The sequence below is a fragment of the Rugamonas violacea genome, from assembly GCF_016461825.1.
In the GTDB taxonomy this organism is placed as follows: domain Bacteria; phylum Pseudomonadota; class Gammaproteobacteria; order Burkholderiales; family Burkholderiaceae_D; genus Rugamonas.
The window spans coordinates 248,683-261,010 of record NZ_JAEMNU010000123.1; the positions used below are offsets into that span (position 1 = coordinate 248,683).

Sequence of the window (12,328 nt, forward strand, 5' to 3'; positions counted from 1 at the left end):
CCGGCGGCTGGGCGGCGCGGCTGGCCGCCCGGCTGCACCACGGCCTGCGCGGTCATGCCGCTGCGGCAACCCCGGCAACCACCGCCGAGGCGTCCAGCCATGCCAACACCGTCTGATTGAACTCCTGCGGCTGCTCCAGCATCACCCAATGGCTGGTCTTCAGCGCCACCACCTGGCTCAGCGGCCGAGCGGCCAGCCAGTCGGTCCACTGCGTCGAGTGGAACAGGAAAGGTTTCCGCGTGCCATAGACGAACAACATCGGACACTTGGGCACAAACTCCGTGCGATCGCCCTTGCCGCCGTAGCCGCCCGTCCACACCAAATAGTAGGGGAAGTTCATCGCCGAGCTGATGTACTGCTTCGGCGACGGCGCGCGCAGCACCTTGAGCATGAACTTGGTCAAGCCGTCGCCGATGGGGCCGCCGATCTTCCAGGCCGCCGCCAGCGTCAGTTGATACCAGGCCACCATCAGCTTGGCGGCCAGGCTCAGCGACTTCACATGGTCGCGCGATTGCGCGTCGCCGATGTCGACGCCGACGATGCGCGACACCAGTTGCGGATGGCGCATATAGAACTGGTAGCCGAACACGCAGCCCCAGTCGTGCAACATCAAGGTCACCTTGCGGCCGGGGCTGACTTGGTCGACGATCTTGGCGATGATGGCCATCGTCTCGTCGAGCGAATAGGCGCGGCGCGGCCGGGTGATGTCGAAGCCCGGCAGCGTGAAGCGCACGCAGCGATAGCGTTCCTTCAAGGCCGCCACTTGGCCGTCCCAGACGCGCCAGGTGTCCGGCCAGCCGTGCAGCATGACAATGGTGTCCTGGCCTTGGTCTTGGTCCGCGCCTTCGATCCGGACGTCGATGCCTTCGATCTGCAATTGCTGCTCCATGGGATGTCCTTGAGGTTGGATTGATGGTTGAAGGGCGCATCGAATACCCCCGAATGTGTCGTTCCGCATCGGCGGACCGCCGCGCATGCGGGAACCCATGCCATGCTAGACAGGGTGCGACGTATAGGTTCCCGCATGCGCGGGAACGACGGGGGTTAGAAGTGCCTTAAATATATATCAAGCCTATTATTGCCGCGACAACGACATGGAATCAATGACCTCACAGGTCATGGCTTTGCAACAAACCGGGCTGTAGAATCGGCACCATGGATCATCCCGCCGCGCACCCACCGTCCTCCGCCCACGTCGGCGCCCTGCTGCGCGAATGGCGCGCGGCGCGGCGCATGAGCCAGCTCGACCTGGCGCTGGAGGCCGGCCTGTCCGCCCGTCATCTCAGCTGCGTCGAAACGGGCAAGGCGCAAGCCAGCCGCGACGTCATCGACCGTCTGGCCGACACCCTGGCCATGCCGCTGCGCGAACGCAACGCGCTGATGCTGGCGGCCGGCTACGCGCCCAGCCACCCGGAGACGGCGCTGGCCCAGCCCGAGCTGGCCCACATCCGCCAAGCCATCGACTGCATCCTGCGCCAGCAGGAACCCTATCCCGCCATCCTGCTGAACCGCCACTGGGACGTGCAGACCAGCAACCGCGCCGCCGCCCGGGTCAACCGCTTCCTGCTCGGCGACCGCGCCGGCACCCAGCGCAACATGCTGCGGCAGATGTTCGATCCGCAGGATTTGCGCTCGGCGGTGGTCAACTGGGAGGAAGTGGCGGGCAACCTGATCCGCCATATGCACCGCGTGGTGGCCGGCGCGCCGACCGACCGGGTGGCCCGCGCCCTGCTCGACGAGATGCTGGCCGCCCCCGGCGTGCCGGCCGGCTGGCACACGCGCCAGCTCGACAGCGCGCCGCAGCCCCTGCAAACCACCATCCTGCAGCGCGGCGACCGGCAATTGCGCTTCTTCTCCACCATCACCACCTTCGGCACGCCGCGCGACGTCACGCTCGACGAGCTGCACATCGAATGTTGCTTCCCGATGGACGAAGAGACGGCCGAGCTGTGCCGCGAACTGGCGCGGCAGGATTCGGCGCCGGCCTGAGACGGCCGGTTCCGCCCGCATAGCCCACCAAACCGCTTGCCGCTCCCCCCTAGCCGCGCAGCAAAAACGCCGATGATCGCATTGATGATGAAATTCGTTTGACTTCGTATCATGTGTCAGCTATTCTTTACACGTGAATACAAAAACCCTACCACCCGACGGAGATCAAATGCTGGCCATCCTGGCGGCGCTCTCCAACCCCCACCGCCTGCGGATCATCGCGGCGCTGCAAACGGGCGGACGCAACTACGTCAGCCAGTTGGCGCGGGAGCTCAACATCAGCCGTCCCTTGCTGCATCTGCACCTGCAGAAACTGGAAGGAGCCGGCCTGGTCAGCAGTCAACTGGAGCTGTCCAAGGATGGCAAGGCGCTCAACTACTTTGAGGTAAACAGTTTCAACTTCGCACTCACGCCGGCGCTGATCGCCGAAGCGGTGAAAACCCTGACCACCAACCCTGAATAGTAGAGACCATCATGTCCGAAAACGTCTTTTTTGCGGCCTTCTTCTTCCCCGCCGCCGCCGCGGTGATCATCTTCTTCATGAAATACGTGTCCGCCATCCTGCAAGCGCGCGTGCGCCTGGGCCAGGACGAAGCCTACCGCGCCGTCGCCACCCAGGCGGCGGCGGCCCAGGCCCAGACCGTGGCGGCGCTGGCCTCCGTCAGCGCCACGCTGGCCGAGCTGCAATCGCGCATGGGCGCGCTTGAAAAAATCCTCAAGGAAGTCGAATAGGCGATCAACCGTCCGGACCGCAGGCAAACCAAGCAAGCAAGACATTCCACCTCAAGGAGATATCATCATGTATGAAGTTTCGTCGTTTCGTCTGTATGTACTGCGCGCCATGTACCTGCTGGTCGTTGTCGGACTGGGCATCGTCCTCTGGCCCGGCATCATCCACCACACCAAACAGTGGGACCTGATGGGCGGCACCGTCGTCTGCATGCTGGCCGCCTTCTCGATCATGTGCGCCCTGGGGCTGCGCTATCCCTTGCAGATGCTGCCCGTGCTGTTGTGGGAAATTGTCTGGAAAACACTGTGGTTGGCCATCGTCGCCCTGCCGCAATGGCGGGCCGGCCATATCGACGAAGCGACCCAAGGGCAGCTGTTCGAGCTTTCCTTTGTCGTGTTGGTCTACATCGCCGTGCCGTGGCGCTATGTGTGGTCGCACTACGTGCTCAAGCAAGGTGACCGCTGGACCATCGCCTCGTCCCGTGCCGCACGCAAGGACCCGAAAAGTACGCTGCATCCGGCCTAGAGGAGCAAACCGACTGGGGTCAAACCGACTGGGGTCAGGTCCGACATTCGGACACGGCCTCAGCAAACCGACTGGGGTCAGGTCCGACATTCGGACACGGCCTCAGCACTTGGTCGCCTGGCACGGTTTTGGGCACCGCTAAGGCACAGTTCGTGTCCGAATGTCGGACCTGACCCCGACTACTACGGCACAGTTCGTGTCCGAATGTCGGACCTGACCCCGACTAGACTAACGCCTACTTCCCCGCATCCTCATCGAGCTTGCGCAGGAAGGCCAACTTGTCGGCGATCTTGCTCTCCAGCCCGCGCGGCACGGGTTGATACCAGCCCGGCTCGCGCATGCCGTCGGGGAAATAGGTTTCGCCGGCGGCGTAGGCGTGCGGCTCGTCGTGGGCGTAGCGGTACTCGTGGCCGTAGCCGAGCTCCTTCATCAGCTTGGTCGGCGCGTTGCGCAGATGCACCGGCACTTCGCGCGACTTGTCCTTCTTGACGAAGGCCATCGCCTGGTTGAAGGCGTTGTAGCCGGCGTTGCTCTTCGCCGCCACCGCCAGGTAGATCACCGCCTGCCCCAGCGCCAGCTCGCCCTCGGGCGAACCGAGCCGCTCGAAGGTTTCGGCGGCGTCGTTGGCCAGCTGGATGGCGCGCGGATCGGCCAGGCCGATGTCCTCCCAAGCCATGCGCACGATGCGGCGCGACAAATACTTGGGATCGGCGCCGCCGTCTATCATGCGGCAGAACCAATACAAGGCCGCGTCCGGATTCGAGCCGCGCACCGACTTGTGCAAGGCCGAAATCTGGTCGTAGAAATTGTCGCCGCCCTTGTCGAAGCGGCGCGCGTTGAGCGTCAGCGCGTTCTGGATGAACTCGGCGGTGATGGCGTTGGTGCGCGCCGCGTTGGCCGCCGTGCTGGCCTGCTCCAACAAATTCAACAGGCGCCGGGCGTCGCCGTCGGCGTAACCGACCAAGGTGTCGATGGCGGCCTCGTCGATGACCAGATGGGCCAGCACCTTCTCGCGCGCCTTGGCCACCAGTTGCTTGAGTTCGTCCTCGTTGAGCGATTGCAGCACATACACTTGCGCGCGCGACAGCAGCGCCGAGTTGACCTCGAACGATGGGTTCTCGGTGGTGGCGCCGATCAGCGTCACCAGCCCCGACTCGGCGTATGGCAGCAGCGCGTCCTGCTGCGCCTTGTTGAAGCGGTGGATCTCGTCGACGAACAAGATGGTGTGCTTGCCCATCGCCAGGTTCTGCTCGGCCTGCTCCATCGCGGCGCGGATGTCCTTGACGCCGGAAAACACCGCCGACAGCGCGATGAAGGCGCAGTCGAAGGCGTTGGCGGTGAGCCGCGCCAGGGTGGTCTTGCCCACGCCCGGCGGCCCCCACAAGATCATCGAGTGCGGCCGGCCGGACTCGAAAGCCAGCCGCAACGGCCGGCCCGGGCCGAGCAACTGGCTCTGGCCGATCACGTCGTCCAGCGTCTTGGGCCGCAGCGCCTCGGCCAGCGGCTGCCGTGGTTCATTGGAAAATAAGTCAGCCATGCGGATGGGTCGATTCGTTTGCTCTCGCCACAACGGAAAAAACGCCGCGCCACCGGGCAGCGGCGTTGTCATCCATCGGACGAATGGTTAATTGTTGAAAACGTCGGCGCCCTTCGGCATGACGAATTTGAAGGCGTTGGCGCCCAGCGCCGGATTCTTTTCGAACTTCTTGAACGCCAGCACGGACACCTGGCCGAAGCTGTCCTTCAGCTCCATCGCTTCGGGCAGGCCGTTGCGCAGGCCGATGGAAATCTGCTCGAAGCTGGTGTCCTTGGCCTTCGGCGTCGCCTTGAGCCACTCCAGACCCTCCTTGGTGCCGGCCTCGGCCAAGGTGAAGTTCTTCTCCAGGTCGTTGCTGCCGAACAGGATCGCCGCCGGCGACGAACCCAGCGCGTCGCCCAGCTTCTTCACGGTGACCTGGTTCAAGTCCTTGTCGAAGATGTAGAGCTGCTCGCCGTCGGCCTGCAGCAACTGGTCGTACGGCTTCACGTACGTCCAGATGAACTTGCCCGGACGGGCGAACACGAAGGTGCCGCTGGAGTTGCTCGACGGCTTGGCGGTGCTGCCGCCGTCCATGTTCTTGATCTGCCGCTGGCTGAACTCGCCCTTGGCCGACTTGGTGCTGGCGACGAAGGACTTGAATTGCTCCAGCGCGCTGGCCTGGGCCGCGCCGGCCAGCAGCAGGCCGCCGGCCAGGACGAAAATCGCTTTGAATCGTTGCATACTGTTTTCCTTATTGTTCCGCGCTGGCCGCCGGCACCAGAATGTCGCGGTTGCCGTTCGATTGCATCGGCGATACCACGCCGCTGTTTTCCATCTGTTCCAACAGGCGGGCGGCGCGATTGTAGCCGATGCGCAAATGCCGCTGCACCAGCGAGATCGAGGCGCGGCGGTTCTTCAACACCACCTGCACCGCCTGGTCGTACATCGGATCGGCCTCGCCGCCGGCGTCGCCGCCAGCCTCGCCGGCCGCGCCGCCCTCGCCTTCCAGCGTGCCGCCCTCGAGGATGCCCTCGATATAGTTCGGTTCGCCCGTGGTCTTCAAATGCTTGACGACCCGGTGCACCTCCTCGTCCGAGACGAAGGCGCCGTGCACCCGCACCGGCAGGCCGGTGCCCGGCGGCATGTACAGCATGTCGCCCATGCCCAGCAGCGCCTCCGCGCCCATCTGGTCGAGAATGGTGCGCGAGTCGATCTTCGACGATACCTGGAAGGCGATGCGGGTCGGGATGTTGGCCTTGATCAGGCCGGTGATCACGTCCACGGATGGGCGCTGCGTGGCCAGAATCAAGTGCAGGCCGGCGGCGCGCGCCTTCTGCGCGATACGGGCGATCAATTCCTCGACCTTTTTGCCGACCACCATCATCAGGTCGGCCAGCTCGTCGATGATGATGACGATGGTCGGCAGCTTGTCGAGCGGCTCGGGCGAGTCCGGCGTCAGGCTGAACGGATTCGGGATGTGCTCCTCGCGCTTGGCCGCCTCGGCGATCTTGGCGTTGTAGCCGGCCAGGTTACGCACGCCCAGCTTGGACATCAGCTTGTAGCGCCGCTCCATTTCGTTGACCGCCCAGTTCAGCGCGTGGCCGGCCTGGCGCATGTCGGTGACGACCGGCGCCAGCAGGTGCGGAATGCCTTCGTAGACCGACATCTCGAGCATCTTCGGATCGATCAGGATCAGCCGCACGTCGGCCGGGTCGGACTTGTACAGCAGCGACAAAATGGTCGCGTTGATGCCCACCGACTTGCCCGAGCCGGTGGTGCCGGCCACCAGCAAGTGGGGCATCTTGGCCAGGTCGGCGACCACGGCCTTGCCGGCGATGTCCTTGCCCAGCGCCACCGTCAGCGGCGACGGATTGTCGTTGTAGACCTTCGAGCCGACGATCTCGCTCAGGCGCACGATCTGCCGCTTCGGATTGGGCAGCTCCAGCGCCATGCAGTTCTTGCCGGGGATGGTCTCGACCACGCGGATCGAGGTCAACGACAGCGAGCGCGCCAGATCGCGCGCCAGGCCGACGATCTGGCTGCCCTTGACGCCGGTGGCCGGCTCGATCTCGTAGCGCGTCACCACGGGGCCGGGATAGGCCGCCACCACCTTGGCCTCGACGCCGAAGTCGGACAGTTTCTTCTCGATCAGGCGGCTGGTGAACTCCAGGGTCTCGATCGACACGGTTTCCTGCACGGCGGCCGGCTCGTCGAGCAGGGACAGCGGCGGCAGCTGGCTGTCGCCGCTCAGGTCCTGGAACAGGCTGGCCTGCTTCTCCTTCTCGACCCGCTCCGACTTGACCACGGCGACGATCTGCGGCTCGATCTTGACCGGCGCCGCCGCCACATGCTTCTCGACGTGCTTGGCGCGCTCGATGACCACCACTTCCTCGCGCTTGACGGCGGCCACCTCGCCTTGGCGGCGGTCCTCGCGGTATTGGTAGCGCTGGATGAACCAATCGATCGCCGTCTCGATGGCACCGCCGATGCGCTCGGCCACGGCCAGCCAGGAAACCTGGAAGAACAGGCTGAAGCCCAGGCCGAACAGCAACAGCAACAGCAATGTGGCGCCGGTGAAGCCGAAGGCGACATCGGCCGAGTGGCCGATCAGCTGGCCCAGCACGCCGCCCGGCGCGCGCGGCAGTTGCACCTTGAGCGAGTACATGCGCAGGAATTCCAGGCCGACGCTGCCGATGAACAGCAGCACGAAACCGACGATGCGGATCAGGTTCTCGTGCTGGTGCTCCTGCTCCTCTTCCTGCTCCATGAGGAATTTGCGGGTCAGGCGGCGGTAGCCGTTCCAGACGATGCGCAGCAGGCACAGGCACCACCACCAGGCGGAAAAACCGAAGATGAACAGCAACAGATCGGACAGCCAGGCGCCGGCGCGGCCGCCCAGATTGTGTACCTTGGGCACCACATTGGCGTGCGACCAACCGGGGTCGCCCTTCGAATAGCTCAGCAAAATCAAGACGAAATACAGGCCGAGCGCGGCCAGCGCGAACCAGCGCGCTTCCGACAGCAGGCGCACCAGCCGGTTGGGCAAGGGTTGTCGTTCCGTCACGTTGCGGGTATAGCTGTTGGCTGCTGCGGGGCTGGGTTTCGTCATACGCTCTGGAATTGTGCTGCTTGGATCATGTACAAATAAGTGCTCAACTGGGTGCTCAACTGGATGCTCAACTGCGGGTCAAACGCAATGTTGTCGGGTAAGAAATACCCACATACAGTTATTCTAAGGCATAGCGGCGAAAACGGCCCTCCTGATTCAACCGCCTAGCCGGCTTGGACTATAATCCTGCATTGCTTGCACGAATGCAATGCGCGGCACGCCGCCTTGCACTCTGCGCCCAAGCCCCCAACTCTGGACCACTCCACTTTTTCTGAAGAAGCCCTCCATGACGACTACCAAACACGCCCGCGTTCTGATCCTTGGCTCCGGCCCCGCCGGCTACAGCGCCGCCGTCTACGCCGCGCGCGCCAACCTCAAGCCGATGCTGGTGACCGGCGTCGAGCAAGGCGGCCAACTGATGACCACCACCGACGTGGAAAACTGGCCGGCCGATCCGATGGGCGTGCAAGGTCCCGAGCTGATGCAGCGTTTCCTGCAACACGCCGAGCGTTTCAACACCGACATCGTGTTCGACCACATCCACACCGCCAAGCTGGACGAAAAACCGATCCGCCTGATCGGCGACAGCCACGAGTACACCTGCGACACGCTGATCATCTCGACCGGCGCCTCGGCCCAGTACCTCGGCCTGCCGTCCGAGCAAGCCTTCATGGGCAAGGGCGTGTCGGCCTGCGCCACCTGCGACGGCTTCTTCTACCGCGGCCAGGAAGTGGCCGTCGTCGGCGGCGGCAACACCGCCGTCGAGGAGGCGCTGTACCTGTCGAACATCGCCAACAAGGTCACCCTGATCCACCGCCGCGACAAGTTCCGCGCCGAGGCCATCCTGATCGACCGCCTCAACGCCAAGGTCGCCGAGGGCAAGATCGTCATCAAGTACAACCACACCCTGGACGAAGTGGTCGGCAACGACAGCGGCGTCACCGGCGTCAAGATCAAGTCGACCAGCGACGGCGCCGTCACCGAGCTGACCGTGCACGGCCTGTTCGTGGCGATCGGCCACAAGCCCAACACCGGCATCTTCGAAGGCCAGTTGGAAATGCACAACGGCTACATCAAGACCCGCACCGGCACCGAAGGCATGGCCACCGCCACCAGCGTGGCCGGCGTGTTCGCCGCCGGCGACGTGCAGGACCACATCTACCGCCAGGCCATCACCAGCGCCGGCACCGGCTGCATGGCCGCGCTGGACGCCCAGCGCTTCCTCGAAGCGCAAGAATAAACGGACGGCCGACGCGATGGGTTTGAAAGACTTTGCCGACCTGAAGTCCTTGGCCAAACAGCTCAAGGAACAGTCCGACGTGCGCGCCGTGGCCCAGGCCGAGCGCCTCAAGCGCGAGAAGGTGCAGGCGGTCGAGGCCAACCTGTTCCAATCCAGCGTGGGCGGCGTCAAGCGCATGCCGGAGTCAAACCGCCACGTGGCGGGCCTGCCCAAGGCCGGCGCCGCGCCGGCCGCGCCGACCCGGCCGCGCACCCAGGAAGAGGACGACCAGGCGGTGTTGCGCGAGTCGCTGTCCGACCTGTTCGAGGTCGACCACTACATGGAGGAAGACCCGGCGTTGAACTATGTGGCGCCCGGTGTCGGCCCCGACGTGGTGCGCAAGATGCGCAAGGGACATTGGCCGATCCAGGACGACCTCGACCTGCACGGCCTGCGCCGCGACGAGGCGCGCGACGGCCTGGGCGAGTTCCTGCGCCGCGCCACCCTGCGCAACCACCGCTGCGTGCGCGTGATCCACGGCAAGGGCTTCGGCTCGAAGAGCCAGGAGCCGGTGCTCAAGTCGATGGTGCACAGTTGGCTGGTGCAAAAGGAGGAAGTGGTGGCCTTCTGCGCCGCCCGTCCATCCGACGGCGGCGACGGCGCCCTGATCGTGCTGCTGCGCGCCGCCCTGCTACCGCAACGGAATTAAGCAAAACCACCCAACGGCGAACCGCCGGGGTCGGACCCCCAGGGGTCCGACCCCAGTTTCTGCCGGTGGGGTTCGCCAAGCCGCCCGAGCGCGGCGGGACTTCCAAACAAGCAACAAAACCGCCCCCGCTGGCGGCTGCCTCATGTTAACCTATGGCATTAACAATCTTGCCAAGTCCCCTACATGAAGCACATGCCGCACGTCTCCCTGATCACCATCATTGAAATCGTGGCGATCCTGGTGGGGGCGTTTTCCGGCTTCATCGAGGCGCGCCGCAAGCGCATGGACCTGGTCGGCGTGTTCACGGTGGCCTTCATCACCGCCTTCGGCGGCGGCACGCTGCGCGACATCCTGCTCGACAAGCGCCCGCTGTTCTGGGTCCAGCACCAGGAATACGCCATCCTGATCTTCGTCCTAGCGCTGATCGCCTCGCCGCTGATCCGCACGCTGCGCCAGATCGTCTCCGAACGGCTGATCGTCATCGCCGACGCCATCGGCCTCGGCCTGTTCGCCGTCGCCGGCGTGTCGCAGGCGCAGGCGGCGCACATGCCGGTGTTCATCGCCTCGATGATGGGGGTCATCACCGGCATCTTCGGCGGCGTGCTGCGCGACATCGTCTGCAACGAGGTGCCGATGGTCTTCCGCGACGGCAAGCCCTACGCCATCTGCGCCTTCTTCGGCTGCTGGCTCTACATCCTGCTGATGAAGACCGACGTGCCGGACGACTTCGCGCTGTGGGCCAGCGCCACCTTCATCACCCTGCTGCGCCTGCTCACCTGGAAGTTCGACATGCGCATCGGCCGCCACTGAGCCGCACGGTTCAAGCCTTCAGCCCTCAGCCCTCGGCCCGCAACGAGCCCGGATCGACCCGCTTGCCGATGTCCTTGAGCCGCGCCATTTGATCGGCCATGCCCGGCGCCTCGTCCAGGCTGCCGACAAAGGTCCACAAATAGGTCATCACCGCATACACGTGCCCCGCCGCCGCTTTGGGCGACAGCGCCAGTTCGGCGATGGCGACCACGAACAACAGCGCGGCGACCGAGCCGACAAACAGATAGGCCGCCGCTTCGCGGTCCGACAGCCAGATGCGCAACCGCGACATCAGCCGGTAATGACGCGACAGCGTGGCCTGGCCGACCGTGGCGACGCGGCCGATCTCCTTCTCCAACTGGTCGTTCAAGCGCTCGTGCAACTCCTCGTTGCGGCGCAGGAAGCGCGGCATCAAGGTCATGCAAATGAGCAAGGCGACGAAACTGGCCAAACCGACCCATGGTTCGATCACCGCCAACATCACCGCCGCGCCGACAATCGACACCAGCGCCGTGGCGATGGTCGGCACATGCTTCTCAAAGAAGTCGACAAACTCGCGCGCCAGCATCACCCGCGCCGCCGCCGTCGACACGCTTTGCTGCTGCTGACGCTGGCTGAGCGCCACCTGCACCGCCAGGTCGGCGTAAATGCGCGTGAAGGTGCGCGTATCCACCGCGCGCCGCGCCGCGCCGACCACCCAGAAGGCCAACACCACGACGGCGTAGAACATCGCGCTGCCGGCGTCGCCGCGCAGGATCGAGTCGATGGAGAAGCCGGCGAACAAGGGGTAGGCCAGCAGCAGCGCGTTCTCCAGCGCCACCAGCGACAGCGTGACGAACAGCTTGCCCGGATAGGCCCGCAGCAGGGCCATGAGGGTGCGGCTGGCCGACTGTTGGCCGATTTCCTTGGCGATTTCTTGGCCGATTTTTTCGCCTTTTGCGGCGATGAGTTGTGGCGTGGAGGTCATAGATGCTTTAAAGTGACAAAAAACGCTTTTTGAGCGAGTGCTCAAGTATCCTTGAGCGAGCGCTCAAAAGCAAGCCCTATCTTTTCACCGGCGTCCAGCACGCCATCGAGGAACCCCGCATATATGTCCCGTAGCGACCGCAAAGACCAGATCATCACCGCCGCCCTCGAACTGTTTCGCAGCAAGGGATTTGCCGACGTATCGACGCGCGACCTGGCCGAACACGCCGGATTGTCGCGCAGCCACATCTACCATTATTTCGCCGACTGGAACGAGCTGCGGCGGGAAGCCTTCGTCCGCTTCGCCCAGCAGCAGCTCGACGCGGTGCGCGCGCCGCTGGCCGGGGCGACGCCGTCGCAGGCGCTGCTGGGTTTTTTAAGCAGCTGCCTGCCGGCCGACACCGATAGCGGTTGGACGCTGTGGCTCGATGCCTGGGACGAGGCGATGCACGAGCCGCTGCTGGCGGAGATCTATTTTGCCGTCAACGCCGAGTGGCAGGAGACGCTGGCGCAGCTGATCGAACGCGGCGTGGCCAGCGCGGAGTTTCGCTGCCGCGCGCCGGCGCGCGCCGCGCGCCAGCTGTTCGCCATGGCGATGGGCTATGCCGACGATCTGCTGCTCAAGCCCTCGGCGGCGGCGCGCGAGTCGGCGCTGGCGGAAGTGATGGAAGTGGCCAAGCTGCTGCTCGGCGCACCGGCTAGGTAAGTACACTTCGAAAACCGCCAATTGTCGTTCCCGCGCAGGCGGGAAC

Annotated in this window: 13 protein-coding genes; 8 read left to right on the forward strand and 5 right to left on the reverse strand. The window is 64.7% G+C overall.

The window, feature by feature from the left end; translation table 11 throughout:
- Positions 1–52: 52 nt before the first annotated feature.
- Complete coding sequence (locus tag H7U20_RS23360; RefSeq protein ID WP_199761515.1) at positions 53–889, reverse strand: alpha/beta fold hydrolase; 837 nt, start codon at positions 887–889, stop codon at positions 53–55.
- 266 nt (positions 890–1,155) lie between these two features.
- Between H7U20_RS23360 and H7U20_RS23365 the strand changes: the two genes are divergently transcribed.
- The 4 genes from H7U20_RS23365 to H7U20_RS23380 all read left to right on the forward strand — a co-directional run bounded on the left by H7U20_RS23365 (position 1,156) and on the right by H7U20_RS23380 (position 3,244).
- Positions 1,156–1,989, forward strand: coding sequence for a helix-turn-helix domain-containing protein (locus H7U20_RS23365; RefSeq protein WP_199761516.1), 834 nt, complete (start codon positions 1,156–1,158; stop codon positions 1,987–1,989).
- 169 nt (positions 1,990–2,158) lie between these two features.
- Entirely contained in the window at positions 2,159–2,452 is a 294-nt protein-coding gene (locus H7U20_RS23370; protein WP_199761517.1) for an ArsR/SmtB family transcription factor, read from the forward strand.
- Between the two features lie 11 nt (positions 2,453–2,463).
- A complete protein-coding gene (locus tag H7U20_RS23375; RefSeq protein ID WP_199761518.1) occupies positions 2,464–2,721 on the forward strand; it encodes a hypothetical protein in 258 nt (85 codons plus the stop codon).
- A 67-nt stretch (positions 2,722–2,788) separates the two neighbouring features.
- The gene (locus tag H7U20_RS23380; protein ID WP_199761519.1) at positions 2,789–3,244 is read left to right on the forward strand and encodes a hypothetical protein; all 456 of its coding nucleotides are present in this window, start codon (positions 2,789–2,791) and stop codon (positions 3,242–3,244) included.
- A gap of 235 nt (positions 3,245–3,479) precedes the next feature.
- Here the strand turns inward: H7U20_RS23380 and H7U20_RS23385 are convergent, their stop codons facing one another.
- The 3 genes from H7U20_RS23385 to H7U20_RS23395 form a co-directional block, all read right to left on the reverse strand.
- The gene (locus H7U20_RS23385) at positions 3,480–4,781 is read right to left on the reverse strand and encodes a replication-associated recombination protein A (protein WP_199761520.1); all 1,302 of its coding nucleotides are present in this window, start codon (positions 4,779–4,781) and stop codon (positions 3,480–3,482) included.
- An 87-nt stretch (positions 4,782–4,868) separates the two neighbouring features.
- Entirely contained in the window at positions 4,869–5,504 is a 636-nt protein-coding gene (lolA, locus tag H7U20_RS23390) for an outer membrane lipoprotein chaperone LolA (RefSeq protein ID WP_199761521.1), read from the reverse strand.
- 10 nt (positions 5,505–5,514) lie between these two features.
- On the reverse strand, positions 5,515–7,872 hold the full coding sequence (locus H7U20_RS23395) for a DNA translocase FtsK (RefSeq protein ID WP_199761522.1): 2,358 nt from the start codon (positions 7,870–7,872) through the stop codon (positions 5,515–5,517).
- A 286-nt stretch (positions 7,873–8,158) separates the two neighbouring features.
- On the opposite strand from H7U20_RS23395, the gene trxB reads away from it, so the two are divergent.
- From trxB to H7U20_RS23410, 3 genes are all read left to right on the forward strand, one after another.
- Positions 8,159–9,112: a thioredoxin-disulfide reductase gene (gene trxB / locus H7U20_RS23400; RefSeq protein WP_199761523.1), complete on the forward strand. Its 954-nt coding sequence runs from the start codon at positions 8,159–8,161 to the stop codon at positions 9,110–9,112.
- A 16-nt stretch (positions 9,113–9,128) separates the two neighbouring features.
- A complete protein-coding gene (locus tag H7U20_RS23405) occupies positions 9,129–9,800 on the forward strand; it encodes a Smr/MutS family protein (protein ID WP_199761524.1) in 672 nt (223 codons plus the stop codon).
- A 192-nt stretch (positions 9,801–9,992) separates the two neighbouring features.
- Entirely contained in the window at positions 9,993–10,610 is a 618-nt protein-coding gene (locus H7U20_RS23410; protein ID WP_199761525.1) for a trimeric intracellular cation channel family protein, read from the forward strand.
- A gap of 25 nt (positions 10,611–10,635) precedes the next feature.
- Here the strand turns inward: H7U20_RS23410 and H7U20_RS23415 are convergent, their stop codons facing one another.
- Positions 10,636–11,577, reverse strand: a complete 942-nt coding sequence (locus H7U20_RS23415) for an ABC transporter six-transmembrane domain-containing protein (RefSeq protein WP_199761526.1) — start codon at positions 11,575–11,577, stop codon at positions 10,636–10,638.
- A 123-nt stretch (positions 11,578–11,700) separates the two neighbouring features.
- Between H7U20_RS23415 and H7U20_RS23420 the strand changes: the two genes are divergently transcribed.
- Positions 11,701–12,282, forward strand: coding sequence for a TetR/AcrR family transcriptional regulator (locus tag H7U20_RS23420; protein WP_199761527.1), 582 nt, complete (start codon positions 11,701–11,703; stop codon positions 12,280–12,282).
- Positions 12,283–12,328 lie beyond the last annotated feature (46 nt).

Coding starts and splice junctions, on each gene's coding strand:
- H7U20_RS23360 (WP_199761515.1), bottom strand. CDS start 889: ATGGAGCAGCAATTGCAGATCGAAGGCATCGACGTCCGGATCGAAGGC.
- H7U20_RS23365 (WP_199761516.1), top strand. CDS start 1,156: ATGGATCATCCCGCCGCGCACCCACCGTCCTCCGCCCACGTCGGCGCC.
- H7U20_RS23370 (WP_199761517.1), top strand. CDS start 2,159: ATGCTGGCCATCCTGGCGGCGCTCTCCAACCCCCACCGCCTGCGGATC.
- H7U20_RS23375 (WP_199761518.1), top strand. CDS start 2,464: ATGTCCGAAAACGTCTTTTTTGCGGCCTTCTTCTTCCCCGCCGCCGCC.
- H7U20_RS23380 (WP_199761519.1), top strand. CDS start 2,789: ATGTATGAAGTTTCGTCGTTTCGTCTGTATGTACTGCGCGCCATGTAC.
- H7U20_RS23385 (WP_199761520.1), bottom strand. CDS start 4,781: ATGGCTGACTTATTTTCCAATGAACCACGGCAGCCGCTGGCCGAGGCG.
- lolA (WP_199761521.1), bottom strand. CDS start 5,504: ATGCAACGATTCAAAGCGATTTTCGTCCTGGCCGGCGGCCTGCTGCTG.
- H7U20_RS23395 (WP_199761522.1), bottom strand. CDS start 7,872: ATGACGAAACCCAGCCCCGCAGCAGCCAACAGCTATACCCGCAACGTG.
- trxB (WP_199761523.1), top strand. CDS start 8,159: ATGACGACTACCAAACACGCCCGCGTTCTGATCCTTGGCTCCGGCCCC.
- H7U20_RS23405 (WP_199761524.1), top strand. CDS start 9,129: ATGGGTTTGAAAGACTTTGCCGACCTGAAGTCCTTGGCCAAACAGCTC.
- H7U20_RS23410 (WP_199761525.1), top strand. CDS start 9,993: ATGCCGCACGTCTCCCTGATCACCATCATTGAAATCGTGGCGATCCTG.
- H7U20_RS23415 (WP_199761526.1), bottom strand. CDS start 11,577: ATGACCTCCACGCCACAACTCATCGCCGCAAAAGGCGAAAAAATCGGC.
- H7U20_RS23420 (WP_199761527.1), top strand. CDS start 11,701: ATGTCCCGTAGCGACCGCAAAGACCAGATCATCACCGCCGCCCTCGAA.